The sequence below is a fragment of the Parabacteroides sp. AF27-14 genome (assembly GCF_003635425.1).
Taxonomy (GTDB): domain Bacteria; phylum Bacteroidota; class Bacteroidia; order Bacteroidales; family Tannerellaceae; genus Parabacteroides; species Parabacteroides distasonis.
This window is the reverse complement of record NZ_QTLZ01000004.1, coordinates 303,211-326,991: the sequence shown is the minus strand read 5'-3', so window position 1 is coordinate 326,991 and position 23,781 is coordinate 303,211. Positions and strand designations below refer to the sequence as shown.

General features: G+C 41.4%; 22 protein-coding genes. 7 read left to right on the top strand and 15 right to left on the bottom strand.

Annotated elements, in window-relative coordinates:
- Positions 1 to 46 precede the first annotated feature (46 nt).
- The 5 genes from DWY79_RS06860 (at position 47) to DWY79_RS06840 (ending at position 6,114) form a co-directional block, all read left to right on the top strand.
- Complete coding sequence (locus tag DWY79_RS06860; RefSeq protein ID WP_036616106.1) at positions 47 to 1,429, top strand: Gfo/Idh/MocA family oxidoreductase; 1,383 nt, start codon at positions 47 to 49, stop codon at positions 1,427 to 1,429.
- Between the two features lie 12 nt (positions 1,430 to 1,441).
- Complete coding sequence (locus DWY79_RS06855; protein WP_122369070.1) at positions 1,442 to 2,383, top strand: sugar phosphate isomerase/epimerase; 942 nt, start codon at positions 1,442 to 1,444, stop codon at positions 2,381 to 2,383.
- 22 nt (positions 2,384 to 2,405) lie between these two features.
- Complete coding sequence (locus tag DWY79_RS06850) at positions 2,406 to 3,092, top strand: LuxR family transcriptional regulator (RefSeq protein ID WP_005858717.1); 687 nt, start codon at positions 2,406 to 2,408, stop codon at positions 3,090 to 3,092.
- 9 nt (positions 3,093 to 3,101) lie between these two features.
- Positions 3,102 to 3,683 carry a LuxR C-terminal-related transcriptional regulator gene (locus DWY79_RS06845; RefSeq protein WP_087346345.1) on the top strand — a complete coding sequence of 194 codons (582 nt, stop codon included), beginning with the start codon at positions 3,102 to 3,104 and terminating at the stop codon, positions 3,681 to 3,683.
- A 106-nt stretch (positions 3,684 to 3,789) separates the two neighbouring features.
- Positions 3,790 to 6,114, top strand: coding sequence for a TonB-dependent receptor (locus tag DWY79_RS06840; RefSeq protein WP_122369069.1), 2,325 nt, complete (start codon positions 3,790 to 3,792; stop codon positions 6,112 to 6,114).
- A 168-nt stretch (positions 6,115 to 6,282) separates the two neighbouring features.
- On the opposite strand, the gene DWY79_RS06835 is transcribed toward DWY79_RS06840, so the two are convergent.
- From DWY79_RS06835 to DWY79_RS06765, 15 genes are all read right to left on the bottom strand, one after another.
- Complete coding sequence (locus tag DWY79_RS06835) at positions 6,283 to 7,131, bottom strand: NAD-dependent epimerase/dehydratase family protein (RefSeq protein ID WP_012056202.1); 849 nt, start codon at positions 7,129 to 7,131, stop codon at positions 6,283 to 6,285.
- 10 nt (positions 7,132 to 7,141) lie between these two features.
- Positions 7,142 to 8,287, bottom strand: a complete 1,146-nt coding sequence (locus DWY79_RS06830) for a biotin carboxylase (RefSeq protein WP_122369068.1) — start codon at positions 8,285 to 8,287, stop codon at positions 7,142 to 7,144.
- An 8-nt stretch (positions 8,288 to 8,295) separates the two neighbouring features.
- Positions 8,296 to 8,895, bottom strand: coding sequence for a sugar transferase (locus DWY79_RS06825; RefSeq protein WP_122369067.1), 600 nt, complete (start codon positions 8,893 to 8,895; stop codon positions 8,296 to 8,298).
- Positions 8,896 to 8,912: 17 nt separating this feature from the next.
- Positions 8,913 to 9,590: a PIG-L deacetylase family protein gene (locus DWY79_RS06820; protein WP_122369066.1), complete on the bottom strand. Its 678-nt coding sequence runs from the start codon at positions 9,588 to 9,590 to the stop codon at positions 8,913 to 8,915.
- A gap of 69 nt (positions 9,591 to 9,659) precedes the next feature.
- A complete protein-coding gene (locus DWY79_RS06815) occupies positions 9,660 to 10,718 on the bottom strand; it encodes an NAD(P)-dependent oxidoreductase (protein WP_227805602.1) in 1,059 nt (352 codons plus the stop codon).
- Positions 10,690 to 11,418, bottom strand: coding sequence for a 2-C-methyl-D-erythritol 4-phosphate cytidylyltransferase (locus tag DWY79_RS06810; protein WP_036616126.1), 729 nt, complete (start codon positions 11,416 to 11,418; stop codon positions 10,690 to 10,692). Before DWY79_RS06810 ends, DWY79_RS06815 begins: the two co-directional genes overlap by 29 nt.
- A 2-nt stretch (positions 11,419 to 11,420) precedes the next feature.
- The gene (locus DWY79_RS06805; protein ID WP_122369065.1) at positions 11,421 to 12,326 is read right to left on the bottom strand and encodes a phosphorylcholine transferase LicD; all 906 of its coding nucleotides are present in this window, start codon (positions 12,324 to 12,326) and stop codon (positions 11,421 to 11,423) included.
- A complete protein-coding gene (locus DWY79_RS06800) occupies positions 12,323 to 13,183 on the bottom strand; it encodes a glycosyltransferase family 2 protein (protein ID WP_121773136.1) in 861 nt (286 codons plus the stop codon). The genes DWY79_RS06805 and DWY79_RS06800 overlap by 4 nt, the downstream gene beginning before the upstream one ends.
- Positions 13,184 to 13,400: 217 nt before the next feature.
- A complete protein-coding gene (locus DWY79_RS06795) occupies positions 13,401 to 13,916 on the bottom strand; it encodes a DapH/DapD/GlmU-related protein (protein ID WP_158593839.1) in 516 nt (171 codons plus the stop codon).
- Between the two features lie 130 nt (positions 13,917 to 14,046).
- The gene (locus DWY79_RS06790; protein ID WP_122369063.1) at positions 14,047 to 15,051 is read right to left on the bottom strand and encodes a glycosyltransferase family 2 protein; all 1,005 of its coding nucleotides are present in this window, start codon (positions 15,049 to 15,051) and stop codon (positions 14,047 to 14,049) included.
- Between the two features lie 133 nt (positions 15,052 to 15,184).
- On the bottom strand, positions 15,185 to 16,366 hold the full coding sequence (locus tag DWY79_RS06785) for a hypothetical protein (protein WP_121773133.1): 1,182 nt from the start codon (positions 16,364 to 16,366) through the stop codon (positions 15,185 to 15,187).
- Between the two features lie 132 nt (positions 16,367 to 16,498).
- Positions 16,499 to 17,758: an oligosaccharide flippase family protein gene (locus DWY79_RS06780; protein WP_122369062.1), complete on the bottom strand. Its 1,260-nt coding sequence runs from the start codon at positions 17,756 to 17,758 to the stop codon at positions 16,499 to 16,501.
- A 15-nt stretch (positions 17,759 to 17,773) separates the two neighbouring features.
- Complete coding sequence (locus tag DWY79_RS06775; protein ID WP_122369061.1) at positions 17,774 to 19,093, bottom strand: nucleotide sugar dehydrogenase; 1,320 nt, start codon at positions 19,091 to 19,093, stop codon at positions 17,774 to 17,776.
- A 292-nt stretch (positions 19,094 to 19,385) separates the two neighbouring features.
- Positions 19,386 to 20,942, bottom strand: coding sequence for an ATP-binding protein (locus tag DWY79_RS06770; protein ID WP_122369060.1), 1,557 nt, complete (start codon positions 20,940 to 20,942; stop codon positions 19,386 to 19,388).
- Between the two features lie 147 nt (positions 20,943 to 21,089).
- A complete protein-coding gene (locus tag DWY79_RS06765; RefSeq protein ID WP_005868570.1) occupies positions 21,090 to 21,290 on the bottom strand; it encodes a hypothetical protein in 201 nt (66 codons plus the stop codon).
- Between the two features lie 109 nt (positions 21,291 to 21,399).
- Here DWY79_RS06765 and DWY79_RS06760 point away from each other — a divergent pair, with 109 nt between their 5' ends.
- Together DWY79_RS06760 and DWY79_RS06755 are read left to right on the top strand one after the other, a co-directional pair.
- Positions 21,400 to 21,942 carry a BT4734/BF3469 family protein gene (locus DWY79_RS06760; protein WP_122369059.1) on the top strand — a complete coding sequence of 181 codons (543 nt, stop codon included), beginning with the start codon at positions 21,400 to 21,402 and terminating at the stop codon, positions 21,940 to 21,942.
- The gene (locus DWY79_RS06755; RefSeq protein ID WP_122369058.1) at positions 21,939 to 23,729 is read left to right on the top strand and encodes a DUF3987 domain-containing protein; all 1,791 of its coding nucleotides are present in this window, start codon (positions 21,939 to 21,941) and stop codon (positions 23,727 to 23,729) included. Before DWY79_RS06760 ends, DWY79_RS06755 begins: the two co-directional genes overlap by 4 nt.
- Positions 23,730 to 23,781 lie beyond the last annotated feature (52 nt).

Genomic DNA, 23,781 nt, shown 5'->3' with positions numbered 1-23,781 from the left:
TGATGTTGAATGTTTATGCAAATTTATAACGATAAATTATTATACAATGAAAAAAGAGAACAGCATTAGCAGAAGATCATTTCTGAAAAGTTCAGCCCTAGCGGGTGCGCTTGGAGCAATTGGAACAGGTAGTACAGTTGGTGTATTAACTTCTTGTGGTGGAGGTGAAAGTGCGAACGCAATAAAGCCTTTGAAAGAACCCGGTACTTATTACGTGCCCGAATTACCAGATCTGGCAACTGATGGAAAAGAACTAAAAGCTGGTGTAATCGGTTGTGGCGGACGTGGTTCCGGAGCCGCTTTTAACTTCTTGAACGCTGCGAACGGCGTTACGATCGTGGCTTTAGGCGATACGTTCCAAGAACGTGTCGATGATTTGGCAAAGAAATTAAAAGATGAGAAAGGAATTGATGTACCGGCTGATAAACGTTTCGTCGGCTTGGATGCGTACAAACAAGTGATTGATAGCGGCGTAGATGTAGTGATCGTCGCCACTCCTCCCGTATTCCGTCCAGTTCATTTCCAATACGCCACAGAAAAGGGCAAACATTCCTTCTTAGAGAAACCTATCTGTGTTGATCCGGTTGGTTACCGTACCATTATGGCTACCGCAAAACAAGCTGCGGCAAAGAACTTATGTGTCGTAACCGGTACTCAACGCCATCACCAACGCAGTTATGTCGAGTCTTACAAGAAGATCATGGAAGGATTGATCGGTGAGATCACGGGCGGTACGGTTTACTGGAATCAGAATATGCTTTGGTATCGGGATCGTCAACCGGGATGGAACGATTGCGAATATATGATCAAGGACTGGGTAAACTGGAAATGGCTTTCCGGCGACCATATCGTAGAGCAACACGTACATAATATAGATGTATTCACTTGGTTCAGCGGATTGAAACCAGTCAAGGCTGTAGGTTTCGGTTCTCGCCACCGTCGTATCACTGGCGACCAATATGATAACTTCAGCGTTGATTTCACAATGGAAAATGGTATCCATATGCATAGTATGTGCCGCCAGATAGATGGTTGTGCAAATAATGTAAGCGAATTCATCCAAGGAACCAAGGGATCATGGAGCAGTGACACGATGGAGATCAAGGATTTGGCAGGAAACGTTATCTGGAAATATGATAGCGAGGCCGAAAAAGCGAACTTCAAGCAAACTGACCCGTATACATTAGAGCATGTAAACTGGATCAACTGCATCCGTGGTGGTAAACAAATCGAGCAAGCTTCTGAGACTGCTATCTCCAATATGGCCGCAATCATGGGTCGTGAGTCCGCTTACACGGGTACCGAGACCACTTGGGATGCCATGACTGCCTCTGCATTGGATTACACTCCGAAAGATTTGAACTTAGGAAAGATGGATATGAGCGGCTTCATCGTTCCTGTTCCGGGTAAACCAATCGACAAGAAATAATCCAGACTGTTTATGACATTAAATAGAAGAAACTTTTTAAGAACCTCCTTATCCGGCGCTGCTTTAGCGGTAGGAAGTACAGCCTTGGCCTCCTGCTCTTCCAAGCCGGCAAACACTGCCAAAGGAGAAAAAGGGAGCGACAAGCCCGGCAAGGACCTTGAATTAAAGCTTTCTTTCCAAGAGGGAATCGCCCCGGGTGAAAGTTTGAACGAGAAACTTGATTTTATGGAGAAGTTGGGCGTTGTAGGTTTTGAGCCGGGTGGCGGAGGATTAGCCAGCCGGGTAAACGAGATCAAGCAGGCCTTAAACGGACGTAATATCAAAGTGAGTGCCATTTGCGCCGGCTTCAAAGGCTTTATTCTTTCTACCGATCCAGCCATCCGCAAGGAATGCATGGATACGATGAAAGAGATCATCGCCGCAGCCAGTGAATTAGGTTCTACGGGCGTGATTATCGTTCCTGCCTTTAATGGTCAAGTCCCCGCCTTGCCTCATACGATGGAGACACGGGATTTCCTTTGCGAGCAATTCAACGAGATGGGAACTTTCGCCGCCCAGCATGGGACTAGCGTCATCTTTGAACCTTTGAACCGAAAAGAGTGTTTTTATCTACGTCAAGTAGCCGACGCCGCCTCTTTATGCCGGGATATCAATAATCCGGGTGTACGTTGCATGGGCGACTTCTGGCATATGACATGGGAAGAGACCTCTGATATGGGAGCCTTTATCTCCGGTGGAGAGTATCTCCAACACGTACACGTGGCCAGCCGCAAACGTCGCAGCATGCCGGGTGAGGATGGAGATGCCGATAACTATATCAATGGCTTCAAGGGATTGAAAATGATTGGTTATAACAACTACGTAAGTTTCGAGTGCGGATGTCAGGGAGACCGTAACGTGGTAGTCCCCGCCGCCGTCAAGTTATTACGTGAACAATGGGAACAAGCTTGGTAAGATGCCTTTAGTATATCCAAATATGCAATTGAGTGAGGTGGTGGAAGAACACCCCTCACTCATTCCCGTAATCAACCGGTTTGGGATTCGTCTCGGGCTTGGCGACAAATCGGTGAAGACGCTCTGTGAAGAACATTCGCTGGATACGGACTTTTTATTGACAGTGATCAATACCTTCCTCAACGAGGAGTATTTTCCGGAGAAGAAGTTACAAACTTTCCATACATCGCAGATCATTGATTACCTGACAAAGACGAACCAATACTATTTACGTTATCAGCTTCCCAATATAGAACGCCATCTAGGTTCCTTTATCTCGATGAGTACGCCCGGTAATCCTACTCTTGGATTGATAGGACGCTTCTTCTCCTCGTTCAAGGAAGAACTCATCGCCCGCATTGAGAAAGATGATAAGATATGGTTCCCCTACTGCATGTCGTTAAGTAAAAAGCTGGGAAAAGAACCGGCGGGAACGATCGATGGATTGCAAATCACCTCCGAGCAACGTACGGAAGATACCATCGAGGCCCTTTTAGCCGACTTAAAAAGTATCATGGTCAAGCATCTTTCGGGAGATTACGACGAGAATTTATGTTATGCCGTCCTCTTCTCCATCTGTAGTCTGGAGAAAGATATCAAACAACACAACCGGATCCGGTATCGAATCCTTACCCCCATGGTCTCGGCCATGGAAAAATTATGTATCTAACGATCTGAAATGCATCGAAACAAACAAATAGCGATCATACTGTCTGATACCCTAAGAAGTATTGGGCTGCAAAGCTTGCTGACCGACTACTTCCCCCCGGTAGAGGTTTGCTATTTTCCAAATTTCGAGATGCTTTCCTCCACAGGAAGCGACACCTACGATTACTATTTCACCGATTCAGATACCCTTGTGCTCAACGCAGATTTCTTCCTCCCGAGAAGAAACAAGACCGCCCTCCTCATCGACAGCAGCGAAGAACACGGGGCGCTCTCGTCTACGAACCGTATCACGTTACGTTCCTCCCAAGAGACCATTATCGAGCAATTGCAACAATTATTTACGAGCGACAGCTCCGGCAACACCACTACCGAAAACAACAAGGACCTATCCAGCCGTGAGGTAGACGTACTTCAACTGATCGTAAAAGGCATCACGAATAAAGAGATCGCCGATAAGCTGAACATCAGCCTGAACACCGTCCTTACCCATCGTAAGAACATCACCGCCAAGCTGGGCATCAAGACCGTATCCGGCCTCACCTTCTACGCCATCATGAACGGGATCATCTCCGGCGACGATATCGAACTATAGCGAAGCCAACAAACCAGCTTTCAAAATCACTACATCTAGTGATTGACCATCCTGTTTCTTTACCGTTTCTTCGCGATTGAAAAAATATACTAACAAAAGAAATTCGATGAAGAGACACTACTTAGGTATCATCGCCCTAGGTGCGTTGGGGCTGCAAAATGTATACGCCGAGGACATCAAGGCTAACGAGAACGACACGATAAAAACCTATAACATGGGTGAGGTAATCGTGACCTCATCCACGAAGGAGACAAATAATCTCCGCACGTTACCCGGTTCCGTATCGATCCTTTCCCCACAAATGATCTCCGGCAGGCAGATCGACGCACTAAAGGATATAAGTTCTTTCGTCCCGAACCTATACATGCCGGATTATGGGGCAAAACTAACCTCGGCCATCTATATCCGCGGTATCGGAGCCAGAAGTAGCGGACAATCCGTGGGCTTATATGTAGACAACGTGCCTTATCTGGATAAAAGCACCTTCGATTTCGAGCTGACCGATATCCAACGCATCGAGGTATTACGAGGGCCGCAAGGAACCTTGTATGGTCGTAACGCCATGGGGGGCATCGTAAATATCTATACCATCTCCCCGTTCGATTACCAAGGAAAGAAACTCTCCCTATCGGCCGGAAGCTACGGGCAATATAAAGTCAAGGCCTCCCATTATGCTAAGTTGAGCGAGACCATCGGATTCACCGCCGCTGCTTACTATGACCATAGCGACGGCTTCTACACCAATGCCTACGATGGGAAAAAGATCGATAAGGAAGACAATGTAGGCGGCCGATTCAAGTTAGAAGGTCGCTTCAATCCGAACTTCCGTGCCTCCTACTCCCTTTCCGTAGATTATACGGATCAAGGAGCGTTTCCATATGGCATGTTCATCGGAACCGGAAATACCGATCACAAGTATGTAAATCCTATCAATATCAACGATCCCAGCTCTTATAAACGGACTGTTATCGCCAATAACCTGTCCCTCGAATACCGAAATGAGCACGTGATACTGAGCAGCACCACCGGTCATCAATATTTCAAGGATGACATGAAGATGGATCAAGACTTCTCCCCTCTCTCGATCTTCACCCTCAACCAAAAGCAAAAGCAAAACGCTTTCAGCGAGGAATTGGCGATCAAGAGCAACACGAGGAATAATTACCAATGGTCCTTCGGACTCTACGGTTTCTACGATGATCTACATACGGACGGCCCGGTCGATTTCAAAGAAGATGGGATTAAGACCGTTCTCCAGCCCGTATTCGATCAATTGAAGAAAGATCACCCTAAGATGCCCTATCTAAAAATACTGGACGATCATCTTTATATTCCGGGTTCTTTCGACACCCCTTCTTACGGCCTTGCATTGTATCACCAATCCACTTATAACAACTTGTTCACGGAAGGTCTGTCAATTACCGCCGGTATCCGCTTGGATTACGAGAAGCAAAAGATGGATTACAATTCTGAGGCTAAGATGAGAATGGGTTTCGGCTTCGTAGAAAACGGACCGGTTATCGACATCGAGAAACTTTTCCCGATCCCAACCACCGTGATGGACGCCAGTGTCTCCCAAGACTTCTGGCAAGTACTTCCGAAAATATCTTTAAAGTACGAATGCTCGCCAAACACGTTCACCTATGTATCGGTAGCGAAAGGTTATAAGACCGGGGGCTACAACGTACAAATGTCGGCAGACGTGATGCAAAGCCAGATGCAATACGATATGATGAGCGCTTTCAAGGACATGATGCCGATCGAGGTCAAAGAACCTACCCCCATCGAGGAAGTAGCCGCCTACAAACCGGAGAAAAGCTGGAACTACGAGATCGGTATCCGTAGCGAGTTGCTATTCCAACGCCTAAGCGCAGAATTGACAGGTTTCTATATGGACATTAAAGACGTGCAGCTGACCAAATTCGTAAATAGCGGAAACGGCCGTATCCTCACCAACGCCGGGAAAGCAAAAAGCTACGGTATAGAGGCCTCCTTGCGTGCCCGCATCATCGATGGGCTAACCGCCGACGTTAATTACGGTTTCACCCATGCTACGTTCCGGGATTACAACAACGGGAAAGAGGATTTCAAGAACAACTTCATCCCATATACCCCACGTCATACCCTCAACGTCGGACTGCAATACACCCGCCTGTTCCGTAACGCATGGATAGACCAATTCTCCGCCTCCGCCCAATTCAGCGGTGTCGGAAAGATCTTCTGGACCGAGCGAAACGACATCTACCAGAAATTCTACGGAACGGTGAACGCAAAGGTAGGCGTACGCAAAGGTATCGTCAACGTAAACCTATGGAGCCGTAATATAACGAACACCCATTACTCTGCATTTTATTTCGAGTCATTCGGGAATCCGTTTATCCAACTGGGTAAGCCCTTCCAGATTGGTGCGGAGGTGGCGATCGCCTTTTAAGCGCAAGCATTCAATAGAAATAAAAAACGGGAGAGCCGGTTCTTATACCAACTCTCCCGATAACATTATTCTTAGTCTTCGACAGCCTACAGAGCAAGAGCTATAATACGTCTCTTCTAGTAAACGAATCCCCCTATATATATTCCATCCTTAGCCTCGAATATAAAACTATACAGATCTTTTTATAGATTCCTCAAAAGAAACCACATTATATTTTCCATCAAAATCATTACTTAATGACAAATCATAAGCATCATCATCAAAAGCACGTTGTACAAAACGAATCAGTTTTATACCTAGCCATACGAAAGGATTTAATAATGTAGTCAACCATATTTTATGACCACTATATTTCGCTATAGCATTTACCATAACAGAAGTGGAAGCGTACTCTATATTCTGCGGACAAAAAATCCCCTTAGAATTATTATCAATCAACAGTCTGATAAATTCACATAGATTATCAATAAAAATCAAGCTCTTTCTCTGCGGATAATCAGGAAACACAGGCAACTTTTGCCCGTATTTCACTAGTAAAGGATAATTCCCTTTGCAACCTTTACCATATATCGCTGGTGGACGAACACTGCATACCGCAAACGAATCGTCATTCATGGATTGAATAACTTTATCCGCCTGCAGTTTACTATCTCCGTAAAAGCTAGAAGGATTCTCATTATTCTTATCTGTGACAATACCACAATCATCTCCATAAACGTTCATTGACGACAAGAAAATGAATTGCTTCACTCCTGACTCTCTTGCTGTTTGGCATATATCAATCGTCATATCCCGATTAATCGAATAGAACAAATCCCTTAAGTCTTCCGTAATTTTTATATGAGCAATACCAGCGACATCTATCACTACATCAAAAGAAGAGAAATCTGTTTTCTTCCATTCATTATTTATTGTTCCAATAGAAGCAACTTGGTATTTTGAGGGGAATCGGTTTAACCAGTTTTCTATATTTGTCCCAATATAGCTACCGGCTCCTGTTATCAGCACTCTTTTCATTACTCTTATATCATTTGAAACTCTCCCAATCTCTTATAACAGCATCCCATGGTCCTCTATCCTCCTTGTCATATATATACACACACTTTGCATCTTTAAAATCACGCAACCATTCAGCTATAGAACATAAACCACCTTCTACACGCTTACTATAATCGATAATTTCACTCATGGAAGTAAAAGGCTCGAACTCTTTACGATCATTCGGATCAATATATCCGTTCATCATACCTTTCACCCAAAGATAAGGTAATGGCATTCCTGCAAATTTACAAGTAGGATTCCATGCCGATGCGCGGAAGTTTGTTTCCATGAAATAATAGGTTCCATCCTTATCAATCAAGAATTCCACTTCAAATACTCCTTCAAAACCAATCTCTTCAAACATGGCTTGCAGCCTGATTTCCATATCTTTATCAGTAAACATACAGACATCATGAAACGGACTATAATATCCTTGAATCAGATATTTCCACTTCATCTGTGTAATAATCTGCATTTCTTTACCATTTTTGATGGTATAACCCTCAAGTGCCATTTCATTTTGCTTATCGACAAAATGTTGTAACATAACGAGTGGACACGTTATCTTTTCTAAAGCCTCCACAAGTTCCTGCTTATTCTGACAAATAAACACATCAGATTTCCAACTACCCAAATTTGGAGAAATATCTTTAGTTATAATAGGATACCAAAGCCCATCTGGTACAGGATCTCCCTTTTTAATAACATACGAATCAAGTACATTAAATCCATGTCGTTTTGCACACTGTTGAATTTCATACTTATCCATGAATTCATTAATACGTCCGTTACGTCCTGCATTGTAAGTGATAAACTTATCTTTCCACTCCTCAAAGTGCAAATCAAAATAGCCTACAGACTTATCATCCGAAAACAGGATATAAGGTTTTTTTCCTGTTTCTTCAGATAGTCTTCCATATTGATTTATCAATAGCAGAAAACCATCTTTAACCGAATCTACACGGTGAAGCTCCGAGATGTATTTACTTTTTGTAGCCACCTCATATCTACGTTTTACAGAAATATATACAGGATTAATTCCTTGTTCGCCAAAAGCACGGATCATATTCAAAGGATTGTAATGCTCCAACGCAAACACAATAACCAAATGCCCATTATAGCTATTATTCATTATTACAATTATTTATTTCTATATTTACTTTCATTTTTATAAACACCTTCTCCTGTAACTACAACCTTAATAACTCCGAAGAAGGTCTTGAAGTCCAACCAAAAGCTCTGTTGCTCCGCATAATCAGCATCAAGCACCATTTGAACATCACGCTCTGCCGCTCTGTCATAGACATCAACAGTACAAAACATGCCAGGCATAACATCATAACGTTTGCAGAATCTAGCATTGTTCTTATATGGATTGAACTCAAAATCTAAAATCGGTCTCGGGCCGATAATAGCCATCTGACCAAGTAAAATGTTAAACATCTGAGGAAGCTCATCCAAACTTGTTCTTCTCAATACAGCACCAACTTTTGTAATACGAGTATCATCCGCACTAGTTACAACTCCACCTTTCTCAAAAGCACCATCACACATAGTACGAAACTTATAAATCCTAAAAGGTCTTTGTCCTTTACCAAGTCTTACTTGGCGAAACATAATGGGGCCTTTGCTGTCTAATTTAATTGTAATAGCAATAATAATCATAGGGATACAGCAAACCATCAATCCAAAAAACGAAAGTAATATTCCAATCAGTGGCTTAAAAAAGTTCTTATACATAAATAATGGTATTAACACTAAATTCTCCTCAAAGTACATTCAAAAGCTTCCGCATAATTCGTTCCCCACTGGCTACCCCTAACAGTGGCAAGACCTGTAATATATTCGACACTACGAGGATGCGGATAAGGGCGCATCACACCTCTGTACATTCCCAATGCCATAATCTTGGCATTCACTCCTTCTTTACCAACTTCCACGTAACAATTAGGACGGAACAGATTCATAGCGTTATTAATAGCCCATTCCGTGCAACTTGGCACCTCCATATACCAAAATTCATTCACTCGTTTCACCTCGGGCCTACGTTGGAACAAACGGATAGCTTCCTGACAAGCCATAGAAGTCTGCAAATGATCATTGTTTGTATCAGCGGGATGATGAGTAATGACAATATCTGGCAGACTCTCTTTGATAGCACTTTCAATAAACTGCACCAATTTCAAATGCGGCACCGTATTCATCTCTATATTAGGGAATACTCCTTCATATATTTTGTTTATTCCAAGAAATTTGGAAGACGCATTCAAGTTATTGTTTAATTCCTTATCCTCTGGACGGAAAGCCCTCGCTCTAGCTTCTGTACACATTAGACATACATCCACTATATGTCCCTCTCTAGTCCATTTGTAAATGGCCCCACCTGCACCTAAAACTTCATCATCAGGATGTGCTGCTACTATTAAATATTTCATAAGTATGGTACAATTAAATATTTTGAAATTTCCTTGGTTACATATGTAAAGAATCTACAGATTAAACCCCTAATCTTCTAATAAAATCGATTTTTTTAGATTATCTAAAATCTGACAAATAGAGTATTTTGGCTTCCAACCAAGAGCACATAATTTATTAGTAGACAACCTCAGTTTAGTTTCTGGAGCATATCCCATCTCGTTGTTAATCTCCAACTTAACTTTAATATTTGGATTGATTTTTTTTTGTATATATAATGCCAAATCTTTTGCAGAAATATAACTATCTTCATTTGCAACATTATAAGCTTGACCGTTATTTCCATTAAGAAGAATATACAGAATGGCACTTATTGCGTCCATAGTATAACAATATGGCCTAGCTGCATTTCCTGAAGAATGCAAAATAATATCTTTATCTTGAACAGCCAATCTACAGAATTGAACTATTACACGATTATCATCATTAGACACTCCAGCTCCTGTTGTTTGAGTTAATCTTGCTACTTTTACATTTACGCCATATTCCGAAGCATACAAACAGCAAAGATTTTCCGTAGCTCTTTTTGCCATAGGGTAACTACTACGTACAGCCATTGGTTCTAAATAGCCTTGAATATCTTCAGTTACAAGTATAGAATCATCCGTAATAGTCCCATACACTTCTAAAGAAGATAAATATACGAAACTCTTAACTTCTGACTTTCTAGAAAATTCCAAAAGATTACGAGTTGCTTGATAAATAATATCAAAAGTTTCTACCGGATGCTCTACAAAAAATTGGCTAGATGTTGGGGCTGCGCAATGAACTATATAGTCAATTGTACCAATTTCACTATAATCAAACTGACTTAGATCACACTCTATAAAATGAATATTCTTTAATTCAGCCTCATCAAACAGATCCACACCTTTCTTAATATTTCGTACTGGTGCTATAATATCAATATCCTGTTTTATTGCAAGTAAAGAATGAGCTAAGATAGAACCTATTAATCCTGTACATCCAGTAATCAAGAATCTTGAATGAGATAATCTATGTGATAGCTCAAATGATTGTGTAAAATCTCTTATATTCTGTTGAAGAACCACATTCATACTAGAACCCAAATATTTGTTGATTTTCATGAACTTCAACCATAGCCCTAAATATAAAATAATCAGTAGGTGTTGTTATTTTAATATTTTCCATAGGCCCCATTATTGTATTCATTTTATAGCCCATAGAACTCATTAAGGTACAAGAATCTATATAATCATGCCTATTCCTTTCTAATACTTTCTTATGAGCTTGCAATATATCATTCAATCTAAAGCTTTGAGGAGCACGGGCAATTTTAGAATGCTCCCGAGAAGGAATATCTAACGAACCATCATCTTGCGTAACAATAAAAGTCTCAGTTGCAGGAATACAAGTTATGCAATTACCCTTATCGTTAACCATGTTGATATTATCTGTTATAGTCTGCTGTGTTATAAGAGGTCTTACACCATCATGTATCAAAACATTAACATCATTCGCTTTTAGTTCTTTTGCATATTTCTCGGCAGCACAAAGACCATTATAAATACTATCTTGTCCAGTTTCACCTCCTGGCACAATACTTACGACTTTTGTGATCTCAAATTTCCTCAGTTGCTTTTCTAAGAAAGGAATCCAAGCTTTAATACAAACCACACAAATCGCATCTATATCAGGATGAGTATCAAATAATTCAAGGGTATAAATAATAACCGGTTTTCCTCGTAGTTCAAGGAACTGTTTGGGACGAGATATAGTGTTCATTCTTTTCCCCGAACCACCCGCAAAAATAATAGCAACATTCATAGTCATTCGTTTACATCTACTAGATAATATATTCCTCTATATTTTGTATAAGACTCATTTAAATCAATAAATTTTATAACTTCATATCTTGAAGACATATCTATTGATATATCTTTAGGAAGTGACATATAGTCTCCATAAATACACTTCATATAATAATCATATCCTGCTGGAATTTTAACCATATGCCCTTCAAATACCGCATCTACAGTATTAAAAATATCTCTATCATACAATCGGAATAATCCCTTAAATGATGATACAGTTTCTTTCACATATTTAGCTGTAAAGAAATCATATTGAGTCATTTTATCTTGATGTTTCTTCCAAATCTTATAACGGTTTTGTGAAGATCTAACAAGAGATAATAGAATTTTAGTAGGCAATCGCAAAAAAGAGCCTTGATTATCAGGAAGTCTTTGAACATTAAACACAGAAAACATTATAGAGTGATATATTTGTAAGGCTCTCTCTACTTTAGAGCTCGGACATCCTTCAAAAGGAATCACATCTATATAAATTCCATGATATATATCTTCATTCACTGAATGTCTGTTAACATAAGTAGTCCGTACATCAACTAAATTCATTGCTGCATGATGATAATTAACTTTTTCATCTGTACGGACAAGTACATAATGGCTGGTATCTGCTACTTGATCCCAAATCTCATACAATCGTTCGTAATCTTTTCTTGGTAAAAAGACATCCAAATCGTCATCCCAAGGTATAAATCCTTTATGACGTACAGCGCCCAGCATAGTCCCACCACCACACCAGTATGTAAGATTATTCTCCTCGCATATTTTTTTGAAATACAAGAAGATTTCCAAAAGCTTTAACTGCAATTGACGTACGGTGACTCCCTCAGAGAGCTCATAGTCCCTATATCTCTGATATTGGCTCATAACGATTTCTTTATAAATGCTTCAATACTTTGATAAAATCGATACCACAAGACCTTTGATAACGACACATGGAACGGCATGATTTTCATTCGCTTATAATCTTTTACTATTTTTCCCCAAAGCAAGCTAGGATCATGGAATATTTTATGAATATCATCTTTATAACTATGACTAAAATTTGCACCTACTACATTGGTTCCGTGTTGACGATATAAAATCGTGCTCTCATCTATATAGTCATATACACCCTTCTTAATGAGAATATATTCAACCCAATTATCATGAGCTCCCATAGTACCTTCAAATTGTCGGTAAGGAAGGAGTAATTTCTTAGCCGCAAGATTGAACATCTGTGTACAGCCATACGAGGCATGTCTATTTGTCCATTGTTTGTAAAAATCATATACAAAATCAGGATTACGATTATCCCCTTTCCAAAGTGATGGCATCAATACGGTTAAATCAGCGTCAACAACAGTCAAGTCCGTAAAGACTCCAATAGCTGTATTTTCACCATATTTTTGCTCCAATTCTCTAAGATATGAATAGGTTCGCTCTATTTTATTTTCCATCCATACATCATCTTGATCACAGAACATATAATAATCAGCATCTACGACTTTTAATAAATACATAAATGAACGTCCAGCTCCCATATTCATAAACTCATCACGTAAAAGATGAATCTTATTCGGATTTTTCTTTGCATATTCTTGCAAAATCATCCTTGTATCATCTGTAGATCCATCATCTCTGATATATAGTAACCACTCTTTATTTGTTTGTTTCAATATAGATTCTATTTGCTCTTTAATAAATAATGAGCCATTATAAGTGGACATTAGAATTGCAATCATAATAATTTGTTTTTATAAAAAAATAAGAACATGAAAAACATGCATAAACGCTAAAAATAAATACACATCATATCCAAAGATATAAATACAATCTCATTCAACAATAAAAAGGTTAAGAAGCTATATACCTTATCTAGAACCACTCTTCCAACTCGTAAAGACAATTTTCATTCGCTCCTCCACTATCTTTTCCTTATAACCAAAGCAAACATCCTCATTATTTCATAGTTTTCAATACTTTTGCAGGTATACCTCCTACTACACTATAAGGTGGTATATCTTTTGTCACCACCGAGTTAACACCGACAATACATCCTTTCCCTATACGTACTCCAGGAAGGATAGAAACATTATCGCCTAACCATACATTATCTTCAATTACTGTACCTTCTTTGTAAATTAAAAGTCGATCTGCCGGCGGTATATCATCAGCTACAGATCTACCATGTGCATTGTCTGTAATCAAAACATTACGTCCCATAAGTACCCCATTTCCGATTTTGATGGAATAAATAGCTGTAATTTTAGCATTCATCCCAATATGACAATTATCGCCTATTGTAATAAAAGGATAAAAATTCTTTTGTACTCGATAAGAATTGTATGCTGTGAGCTCCATATTCTTATCTAAGAAAGTATTCTTTCCGATAGAGATATATTGGGCACCTTTTAAATAACAAAATTTAGGATTAATAAGACTTCCCGAGCCAAATGATTTAAAAAATCTCTTCATTACTCCCGTATAAAAACATCTCCAGAGAAATGGAATGAGACGAAAAATAATACTATAATTACAAACATAAGATAAACATCGCCCCATATTTACAAGTAATGATACTGTTATTTCTTTTATATTTAGCATTCTATTTTCTATAGAAAAAATAATAACGAAACAAGACGGGAAAAAAACAAAAATCGAGTAATTTGTTTCTAATCCCATATTTTCTACATAAAAAAGCATAAAATCGAAAACGAATAATCAGCATATGCCCCCCTTTAAATCCTTGAACAATCTCCTCTAATCTCCGTAAATAAGGGAGAGCATCATTACCACCTACTATAATCTTTCTAAAAAAGAAAATAGAACGATTCTTCAACACATGTTCATAGGATTTGCCACAATAGGTTCGCACTTCATCTATATTCTTTTGATAGAAATAAAGATGAGATTCAAAGTGTGATATATCGGTAATACATTTACTTATTGAACTTATATCGGCCAACACACGATAATAATAATCAGGCTTTACCTTTTCATAAGAAGAAGCATAATCATACTTTAATCCCAACATAATACTTTGGATATTAAAATCAGAATCTTGTAGAGATTTTAACCGTTCATCCCACTCTATACCATATTTTCGTAAGGAATCACTCCGATATATATTATTCCATACTACAAAAGGAAGATGAGGCAGTAAAAATAGCAACAAATCATCTTTAGTCTTAGGTGGTAAACCATAACGAATCGTTCCATCATTGTACTCCCTCTGAAAAGTAGCTGCTGGAAATATAGAAAAATCTAATTCGGAATGAGCTTCCATAAAACAAATCCGCTGAGAAAGACAATATGGAGCTATATAATCGTCCGAATCAAAAAAAAGAATATAACAACCTTTCGCTTGTTCGAAACCTATATTTCGACAAGTCTGGGCACCCTTTGGCAAACGATTTCGCTTAAAAAAACGAATTCGCTTATCTGATTTTTGAATGTGCTGCAATAAAGTGAGCGTTTTCTCATCAGAGCCATCATCAACCAATAGTAATTCCCAATCTTGATAATCTTGAGCTAGGATGCTATTTATCATCGTTTGTAACAATTCCCCTTTATTGAATACGGGGATTACAATAGATGCTATAGGAACCATTACAATATATTTATTAAATTGCCTTTTACCTTATAATTCAATAGATAAAAAAGCGTTACCAACAGAATGACAAACACTTATCATATTAACTTTAGATTGATCAAAAATATTGGAAGAATAGATAAAATTCATACTATATATTTTTGTCATAATAAAATATAGATACCGCACACAAAAACACCCATGATTCTATTTCTAAAAGCCAATAAGGACGTTGCCAAAACGACATAATAAAAAGAAGAAACATTCCAAATGCTAATCGTGAAGGAAAAGCATAAATCACAGACAAGAAGAACAAAAATAAAAGAGACAGACCAATAAACCCATTAGCCATAATGAAATTTCGGTAAGAGCTGTTAGCCGTATTCGCAAATTTTTCATTCATAAAAGTACTTCCTTTTCCTACAAGATACTCAGAAGTACTCAATTTGTCATATGTCTGCATAAAATCGTAAGTATTTCTGTTATTGCCCTGTACACCTTTTTCTTCATCATAGGCCAATCGATTTATAATCAAATTCTGGATAATTCCATCTGGACTATAGGAGAGATAGCACCAACCTACACAAACAAACAAAACGATCACTAAACTCATCTTACTAATTTTGCGAAAAGAAATCTCTGGTATCAACTCATATATGAACCACCCTGCTACCAATAAAACATAAGCAGCTAAAGAAAAACTAAAAATTAACGAAATTAACATAATTACGTTCCGGAAATCCTTCATGCTATATCTATTAATATAAAGCAACAGAGCACAAAACATCCCCAAATGTCCTGGTTCAGTAAAAATACTATGGAAACGTAGAAAATCACCATATGCCGTTATAAAAAAGTAATAGTTAAGAAATGGAGGATACCATGTATTGATTGGATGCCTAATCTCCATTGGCTGTAAAGGGAATTCCAAAAAGATGATAAAGACATATGCTACAAAAGAAATAAAAAGAATCAACGAAATAATATTGATAGTAAGATCCTTGAGACGTACTTTTTCTTCCTTTTGCATCGAAACAATAAAGAATAACGGAAGAATACGCTTGATAAGCTGAACAACAGGAGTTTGAAGCTGTTCTGCTTGATAAATCCCCATCCATAAGTAAAATAAAAACAGAAAAAAGGCTGGCAGTCTATAACGATTTGAAATCTTGCTCCTTAACAAAATACGACAAACAAGGAACAACATAATAGAGATGTTACCAACCAGTATATCCCCCCACAAAAACCATGGATAACATGATTGAAAAATAACAATAAACGCAAACAGAACACTACACTGCGACAATATATGTTGTGAAGTATATTTTTTCATAATTTTTATTCTACCAATAAGTACTATTTTCAATGCCTACAAAATGACAAACAAAAGAAACAAAATATATTCCATTACATATGATTCCAGACAACGCAATGAAACTTAATAAATTAATAGACCGATACCTATTTATCTTTTTATCCCTAGTAAACCAAACCGTTTATTTCTATAAATCAACGATATAAAGCAAAAAACTTCCACTGCCACAGCCATCACCGTCACTGTGTACATATTAATATTTTCTATCACCCACAACAAGCCTATTCCTGCCAAGAAAAACAAACAATTACTGACCATTACCCGCATATAAACCGATGAATATCCAAATGGGACAAGGCGATTACCTCCCATAAAAATATTAAAAGAGACAAAAATCGCAGATACGCCCAATAATCGCATAATGACAGACGACTCCTTTATATATTCACCAGAGAAAAAGCGTACGATCCATTCACTTCCGGCAAACAAAGCGACATAAGCCAACGTAACAACCCCTGCCACCAAAAACATCACACGATTAACAAAACTAACATTACGTTCACGAGAAATCTTCGGGAAAACTGCTTGCGCCATCATGGAAATAGGTAACTTCATCAAATATAACATTTTATCCGCCATATCATAAATAGAAACCTCGGACATTCCCAAGAAGGAACCAATCAGCAATTTGTTTACGTTCACATAAATCTGGGTAGACACGATTGACACAAACAAAGGAGCACTCTCCTTATAAGCTAATTTTAAATCCCTTATTGGTATTACCGATAAGTTTATCCTCTCCTTTCCCAAAACGATATACAATGACAAACAACCCGCCAACATAGCTCCGATACCATTCAACAATGGAACCCATAAATAATCCTCCCGCTCACGAACAAATAAGAATATAGCGACCACGAACAGCAAACGGGCAGACAGGTTCACGATAGTGATATACTTCATCTTCTCGATCCCTTGGAAAAACCAGATGGGTAGAAGAAGCTCATTAAATGTCAATAAGAAAGAGAGAACATAGACCCAATAATAATCCTTGAAAAACGGAACTAAACTTATAATCAATAAATATACGACAAGGCAAATAAGCCATAATATCAATTTACATAAGTAAGTAGATGATACAATTCTAGATAAAAGCACTTTATCCTCCTTATAAACCGCCACTTTCCTCGCCCCAGACATATTGAATCCGAAGTTTATCACCAACGAGACATAGTTTATAATAGCTTGAGCAAATACGATCACACCATACAATTCCAACCCTATAACACGCAACAAATAAGGATAGGTCAACAAGGGGAATAGGATCGTAAATACCTGCAATATACTTAGGTACGAAAAATTCGCTAATACGGTTTTATTCCTACTTAGTTTGTCTTGAAAAAATACCATCTTATTAAATACGGGCTAATCCCTGAAAAAAATATCCCTTGTATAAACCTTCCCCGCTACATCATCCAAACAATTGTTATAACGATTAGCTATGATAGCATGGCTCATCTCCTTAAATCGGGCTAAGTCATTCACGACCATACTGCCAAAGAAGGAAATTCCATCTTCCAAAGTTGGCTCATAGATGATAATTGCCGCCCCTTTCGCCTTGATACGCTTCATCACACCTTGGATAGAGGATTGACGGAAATTATCACTATTCGATTTCATCGTCAAGCGATAGACTCCGATCACACACTCCTTCTCCTCTACCTGCCGGAAACTGTTCCGGTCGCTGTAACCGTAATAGCCGGCCTTGCGCAATACCTGATCTGCAATGAAGTCCTTACGAGTTCGGTTGCTCTCCACGATGGCACTCATCATGTTCTGAGGTACATCTTGATAATTAGCCAATAGCTGCTTGGTATCTTTAGGCAGGCAATAACCTCCATATCCAAAACTGGGGTTGTTATAGTGCGTACCGATTCGTGGATCCAAACCTACACCTTGAATGATCGCTTGCGAATCCAATCCCTTCACCTCCGCATAGGTATCCAACTCGTTGAAATAGCTTACTCGCAAAGCTAGATAAGTATTAGCGAATAATTTCACAGCCTCTGCCTCTTTCATTCCCATGAACAGGGTAGGTATATCCTGCTTGATGGCTCCTTCTTGTAACAAGGCTGCAAATATTCGGGCCGCCTCTTCCAATGCCGGAATATCAGCAATCTTACTTATCGCCTCGTTCTCAGCGTTGAATTGTTCATCAGCTATCAGCTTCGGCGTTCCCACGATAATTCGGCTTGGATATAAGTTGTCGTATAACGCCTTGCTTTCACGTAAGAATTCGGGCGAGAATAGTAGATTCAATTTCGAAACTCCCCTATTGGCATATTTTAAGTAAAGACTCCGGCAATAGCCCACAGGAATAGTCGATTTAATGACCATTATGGCCTCCGGATTAACACTTAGCACTAAGTCTATCACATCCTCTATATGATGCGTATCAAAGTAATTCTTCACCGGATCGTAGTTCGTAGGAGCTGCGATGACAATGAAGTTTGCCTCCCGGTATGCGGAGGCTCCATCTAACGTTGCCGTAAGATTTAGCTCCTTCTCTGCCAAGTATTTTTCTATGTATTCATCCTGTATGGGAGATTGCTTACGGTTAAGCATCTCTACCTTTTCTGGAATGACATCCACTGCTATTACCTGATGATGTTGTGCCAACAAAGTGGCAATACTTAGTCCTACATAACCAGTTCCGGCTACGGCTATCTTGATTTCTTTATTCATTTGATTGTTTTTTCGTTAGCACCAAACATTTCTCATCTTTCTGATTTTCAAAAAAGATGAAGTATTTATCAACCTACTCCTCCCAAACTCCGGCCTGCTTATCCCAAAGCTTAGCATTTGTACTAGACTGGAAGACTTTTTTCGGGGAAGATACAACAGGATTCACAGTTAAGTCATTTGTTTTATATCGGGAGGGACAGGAAGTAAGTGTTCAAATTAGGATATACTTCTTAATTAGGACACTTTTGAAGTGTCCTAACTGAGTTTGGTAAAAAAATTACGTTTAGGTTCCTTATTCGATAACCCAATCCCCCAACGTATGCCGCTCACTATCAAAATTAATCCCAACCTTTACGATCGGCAACCCACAAAGGGCGAAGCGCTCCGGGTAATTGCGCAAATTGATTTGCTCAAGGGCTATATCCGCGGTCTTGTTTAACTTCAATTCCACGACATAGAGTGTTGTCGGTGTGCGCATCACCATATCCACACGGCCTTTCGGGGTACGGACTTCCACGTTCACATACATTCCTAGCAGGCTGAAGATCGTGTAAAGCAAGGACTGGTAATGGCCCTCGTAATCCGTATTGTCACATTGGGGGATGGTGGACAGGAAGGTCTGCAACAGACGCAGGGCATCGTCCATCCGCTCTCCAGCGATCGCCTCGAAAAGAAGGGCTACCGTAGTAAGTCCATCCGCTGTGTATTGATGCAAATAATTGGGCAATAAACTCTTCATCAATCCCATACGTACCTCCTTGTTTGGGATGTCGAGCGTGTACAAATTCGTGAGCGAGGAATAATCCTTTATTGTGATGTAACCGCTCTGATAGAGCAATGGCGTAATATCGACCATCCGTTCCGTGGGTGCGTCAAACGACTCTGCCAAAACCTTGCGTGCGCCTATTTGCTGGGGTTTCACGTGATACTTGTTCAGCATCTCGATCAAATAGGTGGGCGTACCGCTACCGAACCAATAGGAATTTAGTTTACTGTCGGCCAAGGCGTTCAACAGGCTAAACGGGTTGTATATATCGGGCGAGGGCCACGTGAAATGGTAACCGTCATAATTCGATTTCAAGGCACCCAAGGCACCCTCCGGAGTAACGCCGAGGTTGTCGGCCAAACGACCGATATCCTCGCCCATCTGCTCACGCATTTCCTCCTCCGTGATGCCACAGAGGGCGGCGTACTCCGGGAGCATGCTGATGTTCTTTATATTGTTCAACTCACTGAAGATGCTCAATTGGGAGAACTTGGTAATTCCGGTCAAGAAAACAAAACGCAAATAAGGATCGCAGGCTTTCAGCGGACTATAGAAGTTACGCATCACGTCGCGAAGCTTCGGCAGCTCCTTCTCCTCATGCACCACGTCCAGCAAGGGAGCGTCGTACTCGTCGATCAAGACAACCACCTTTTGACCGGTCTGGGCGTAGGCACGTTTGATGAGACTTTCCAGACGTTGGTTCGTATAAATAGCGCTCTCATCACGTCCGTATATCTGCTCGTAACCATACAATTTCCTCTCCAGCTCACTCAGAAGCCGATCCTTGTCCATATGCTTCGCCGTGCTCATGTCGAAATGAAGCACCGGATACCTTGTCCACTCCTTCTCCAGGCGCTCGATGGCCAAGTCCTCGAACAATTCCTTTCGCCCCTCAAAATAACTATGGAGCGTAGAAGTAAGCAACGACTTCCCGAAGCGGCGGGGACGGCTCAAGAATATATAACCAGACGCACCGTGTGTCATTCGGTAGACCAATTCCGTCTTATCTACATACACATAATTCCCCTCTCTCAATTTGGAGAATGTCTGTATTCCTATCGGATATAATCGCCGCCCTTCCATCTTCGTCTCTGTTTATTGGTTCGTCAAGACAAATATAACGTTATTTCCCTAAACGATCAATTTTCAACCCTCTATTTTTCCATTCCACGCCTCATCGCCCTATACACCTCCTTGAGCGCCCCGGCCCCATACCCCATGAACTCCGGTTCATCCATCTCTACGCATAGTTCTTGTACCAAGCGGGTCAGACTCTGGGGATTGATACTCTTTTTTTTTCGCTTTGCTGTAGGTGGCGGTGCCTACGTGGGCCTCCGCACAAAACTCACGGATGGAGATTCCTAACCGCTTACGTGGAAATTCCACTAACTCATCAAATAAAATCTGGTTCAAATCTAAATTTTCCTTCATACTATGCTAATTTTCATTAAACAATCATTCGATATTTCAGCCTATAGGCTGAAACGCAGAATCAATTATTAGCAATAGCTTTAGAAAATTAATCTGAAATCCTATTGATATGGACCAACAAATGTCTTACTTCCTTCCTCCCATCACCAACACGCTTCCTACCGGGAACTGTACACTACGGGAAGTGTACCGATGGATCACCGAGGATAAATCTCTCGAGACGGTTACCAACGAATTACGCGCCTTCATCCGGGAAGGCCGGATAGCGGAATACCGCCAACTCAAACAGCGACAACTGCCGTTCGTAACGCCCCACGGCGTTTTTTCCCGTCGTAAGAGCGACGCTCTCATCTCCGCCTCGGGGTTGGTAGTGGTCGATATCGACCATCTCGCTTCTCTCGAAGAGGCCGAACAGCTCCGAGACCGCCTCTTTGCGGACCCCTATCTCGGGACCCGACTCGCCTTTGTCAGCCCCGGAGGACTGGGAGTGAAGCTTTTCATACCCGGAGACGAGACCGTTCGATGGGCCATGAGTTACATACAGCTCCTGTATGCCGACACCTTCAAGGGTGAGGTGGATACCTGTGGCAAGGATATCGCCCGCTGCTGTTTCTTGTCTCACGATTCTAACGCTAAAATATTCATACCATGAACAACGATCTTTCCAAACTAGTAGAAGCGGTACGGACGGCCCATGCCGACATCGCCCCCACTTACGCCGAGTATGTACAATTGGCTTTCGCTATCGCCACCGATTGCGGGGAGGCAGGACGTAGCGACTTCATCAGTCTCTGCGAGCCATCGCCCAAGTTCAACGCCCTACACGCCAACATGCTTTTCTCCAGTGCCTTGCGCACCGGAAACCAGAATGTCCATCTGGGCACCGCTTTCCACTTGGCCAAGCTGGCGGGCGTGGAAATAGGTTTCAAGTTTCAAGGTTTCACGAAACCCTTTTCCTCACACACACGTGTGAGTACATATAATACAGCCAATACGGTAGATCAAGCCCACGAGACCAGCGATCGGGAAACCGAGGCAAACGACGCCCCACTCCACATCGGCAGCGAGCCTTACACCTCCCTGCCACGGCTGGTACCCGGCTATCCATGGCCCTCGTTGCTACGGGACATCCTCGGTTTCGCCGATAATGCCGAACAGCGGGATATCCTTTTGCTCACGGCTCTCACCGCCCTAGGCGCCACCTTGGGCAAGACAGTACGTTGCCTCTATGGGATGCATTGGATCTATCCCTGTATCCAGCTCTTCGTGATCGCTCCGCCCGCATCGGGTAAGGGCATCATGGCGTGGCTGCGTAAGTTTATCGAGCCTATCCACCGGGAGATCCGCCAACAAGTGGACCTAGCGATGAAACAGTACCGCCAAGATTTGGCGGCCTATCATGCCTTAGGCAAGGAGAAAGCCAAGATGGAGATGCCCCAGATGCCTAAAAACAGTATGTTTATCATCTCCGGCAACAATACCGGGACGGGTATCTTGCAAAATATCATCGATTCGGACGGCACCGGTATCATTTTCGAGACCGAGGCGGATACCATCACCACCGCTATCGGGGGTGATTACGGGCATTGGAGCGATACGCTCCGTAACGCTTTCGACCATGCCGGGCTCTCGTTCAACCGACGGACCGATAACGAATACCGGGAATGCGACTCCACCTTCCTCTCAATGGTGCTCTCGGGTACGCCCGGACAGGTAGCGCCGCTTATCCCCTCGGGCGAGAACGGGCTCTTCAGCCGTGAGGTCTTCTACTACAAATCGCAGATCCGGGAATGGATCGACCAATTCTCCGTCGACGAGGTAGACGCCGAGAAGGAATTCCACCGGATGGGCTACGAGTGGAAGGCCACGATCGATCAGCTCAAGTGCCGGGGTACCATTACCTTGCGCCTCGACGAGCGGCAACAAGCCGCTTTCAACGACAGCTTCGTACGTCTTTTCCTGCGTGCCCGGCAATCCAACGGGCAGGAGATGAACAGTTCCGTGGTACGCCTCGCCATCAACCTCGTACGTTTCATGGAGGTGGTAGCCATGCTTCGTGCCTTGGAACAACCGGAACTATTGCTGCCGGCCCAAGGCATCAACAGCGACAACCTAAAGGACAAGATCATCGGAGGCTGGGAACTCCATATCACCGACGATGACTTCGCCGCCCTTCTGACAATGGCGGAGCCGCTCTACCTCCACGCCACCCATATCCTCTCATTCCTGCCTACCGGCGAGATCACCAGCCGAGGCCTCTCGGAAAAGGACAGTCTGCTCAGCTCCATGCCGGACGAGTTCACCACCGTCCAATGGATGGAGGCCGCCGAGCATGCCAACATCCCCAAGAACACCGCCAAGACATGGCTACGCCGACTATGCGACTCCGGAGCCCTCCTGCATGGCGAGCATAAAGGGATTTACTTGAAACCCTTATAATGTACGTACGTGTGTGTGAGGAAAGAGGGTTCATGAAACCTTGAAACTTGAA

Bases quoted from the DNA above. Each gene is read 5' to 3' on its own strand.
- DWY79_RS06855 (WP_122369070.1), top strand. From the start codon at position 1,442: ATGACATTAAATAGAAGAAACTTTTTAAGAACCTCCTTATCCGGCGCT.
- DWY79_RS06760 (WP_122369059.1), top strand. From the start codon at position 21,400: ATGGACCAACAAATGTCTTACTTCCTTCCTCCCATCACCAACACGCTT.
- DWY79_RS06820 (WP_122369066.1), bottom strand. From the start codon at position 9,590: ATGAAATATTTAATAGTAGCAGCACATCCTGATGATGAAGTTTTAGGT.
- DWY79_RS06835 (WP_012056202.1), bottom strand. From the start codon at position 7,131: ATGAAAAGAGTGCTGATAACAGGAGCCGGTAGCTATATTGGGACAAAT.
- DWY79_RS06770 (WP_122369060.1), bottom strand. From the start codon at position 20,942: ATGGAAGGGCGGCGATTATATCCGATAGGAATACAGACATTCTCCAAA.
- DWY79_RS06845 (WP_087346345.1), top strand. From the start codon at position 3,102: ATGCATCGAAACAAACAAATAGCGATCATACTGTCTGATACCCTAAGA.
- DWY79_RS06765 (WP_005868570.1), bottom strand. From the start codon at position 21,290: ATGAAGGAAAATTTAGATTTGAACCAGATTTTATTTGATGAGTTAGTG.
- DWY79_RS06830 (WP_122369068.1), bottom strand. From the start codon at position 8,287: ATGAATAATAGCTATAATGGGCATTTGGTTATTGTGTTTGCGTTGGAG.
- DWY79_RS06785 (WP_121773133.1), bottom strand. From the start codon at position 16,366: ATGAAAAAATATACTTCACAACATATATTGTCGCAGTGTAGTGTTCTG.
- DWY79_RS06840 (WP_122369069.1), top strand. From the start codon at position 3,790: ATGAAGAGACACTACTTAGGTATCATCGCCCTAGGTGCGTTGGGGCTG.
- DWY79_RS06815 (WP_227805602.1), bottom strand. From the start codon at position 10,718: ATGAAAATCAACAAATATTTGGGTTCTAGTATGAATGTGGTTCTTCAA.
- DWY79_RS06755 (WP_122369058.1), top strand. From the start codon at position 21,939: ATGAACAACGATCTTTCCAAACTAGTAGAAGCGGTACGGACGGCCCAT.
- DWY79_RS06780 (WP_122369062.1), bottom strand. From the start codon at position 17,758: ATGGTATTTTTTCAAGACAAACTAAGTAGGAATAAAACCGTATTAGCG.
- DWY79_RS06775 (WP_122369061.1), bottom strand. From the start codon at position 19,093: ATGAATAAAGAAATCAAGATAGCCGTAGCCGGAACTGGTTATGTAGGA.
- DWY79_RS06850 (WP_005858717.1), top strand. From the start codon at position 2,406: ATGCAATTGAGTGAGGTGGTGGAAGAACACCCCTCACTCATTCCCGTA.
- DWY79_RS06810 (WP_036616126.1), bottom strand. From the start codon at position 11,418: ATGAATGTTGCTATTATTTTTGCGGGTGGTTCGGGGAAAAGAATGAAC.
- DWY79_RS06805 (WP_122369065.1), bottom strand. From the start codon at position 12,326: ATGAGCCAATATCAGAGATATAGGGACTATGAGCTCTCTGAGGGAGTC.
- DWY79_RS06795 (WP_158593839.1), bottom strand. From the start codon at position 13,916: ATGAAGAGATTTTTTAAATCATTTGGCTCGGGAAGTCTTATTAATCCT.
- DWY79_RS06860 (WP_036616106.1), top strand. From the start codon at position 47: ATGAAAAAAGAGAACAGCATTAGCAGAAGATCATTTCTGAAAAGTTCA.
- DWY79_RS06790 (WP_122369063.1), bottom strand. From the start codon at position 15,051: ATGGTTCCTATAGCATCTATTGTAATCCCCGTATTCAATAAAGGGGAA.
- DWY79_RS06800 (WP_121773136.1), bottom strand. From the start codon at position 13,183: ATGATTGCAATTCTAATGTCCACTTATAATGGCTCATTATTTATTAAA.
- DWY79_RS06825 (WP_122369067.1), bottom strand. From the start codon at position 8,895: ATGTATAAGAACTTTTTTAAGCCACTGATTGGAATATTACTTTCGTTT.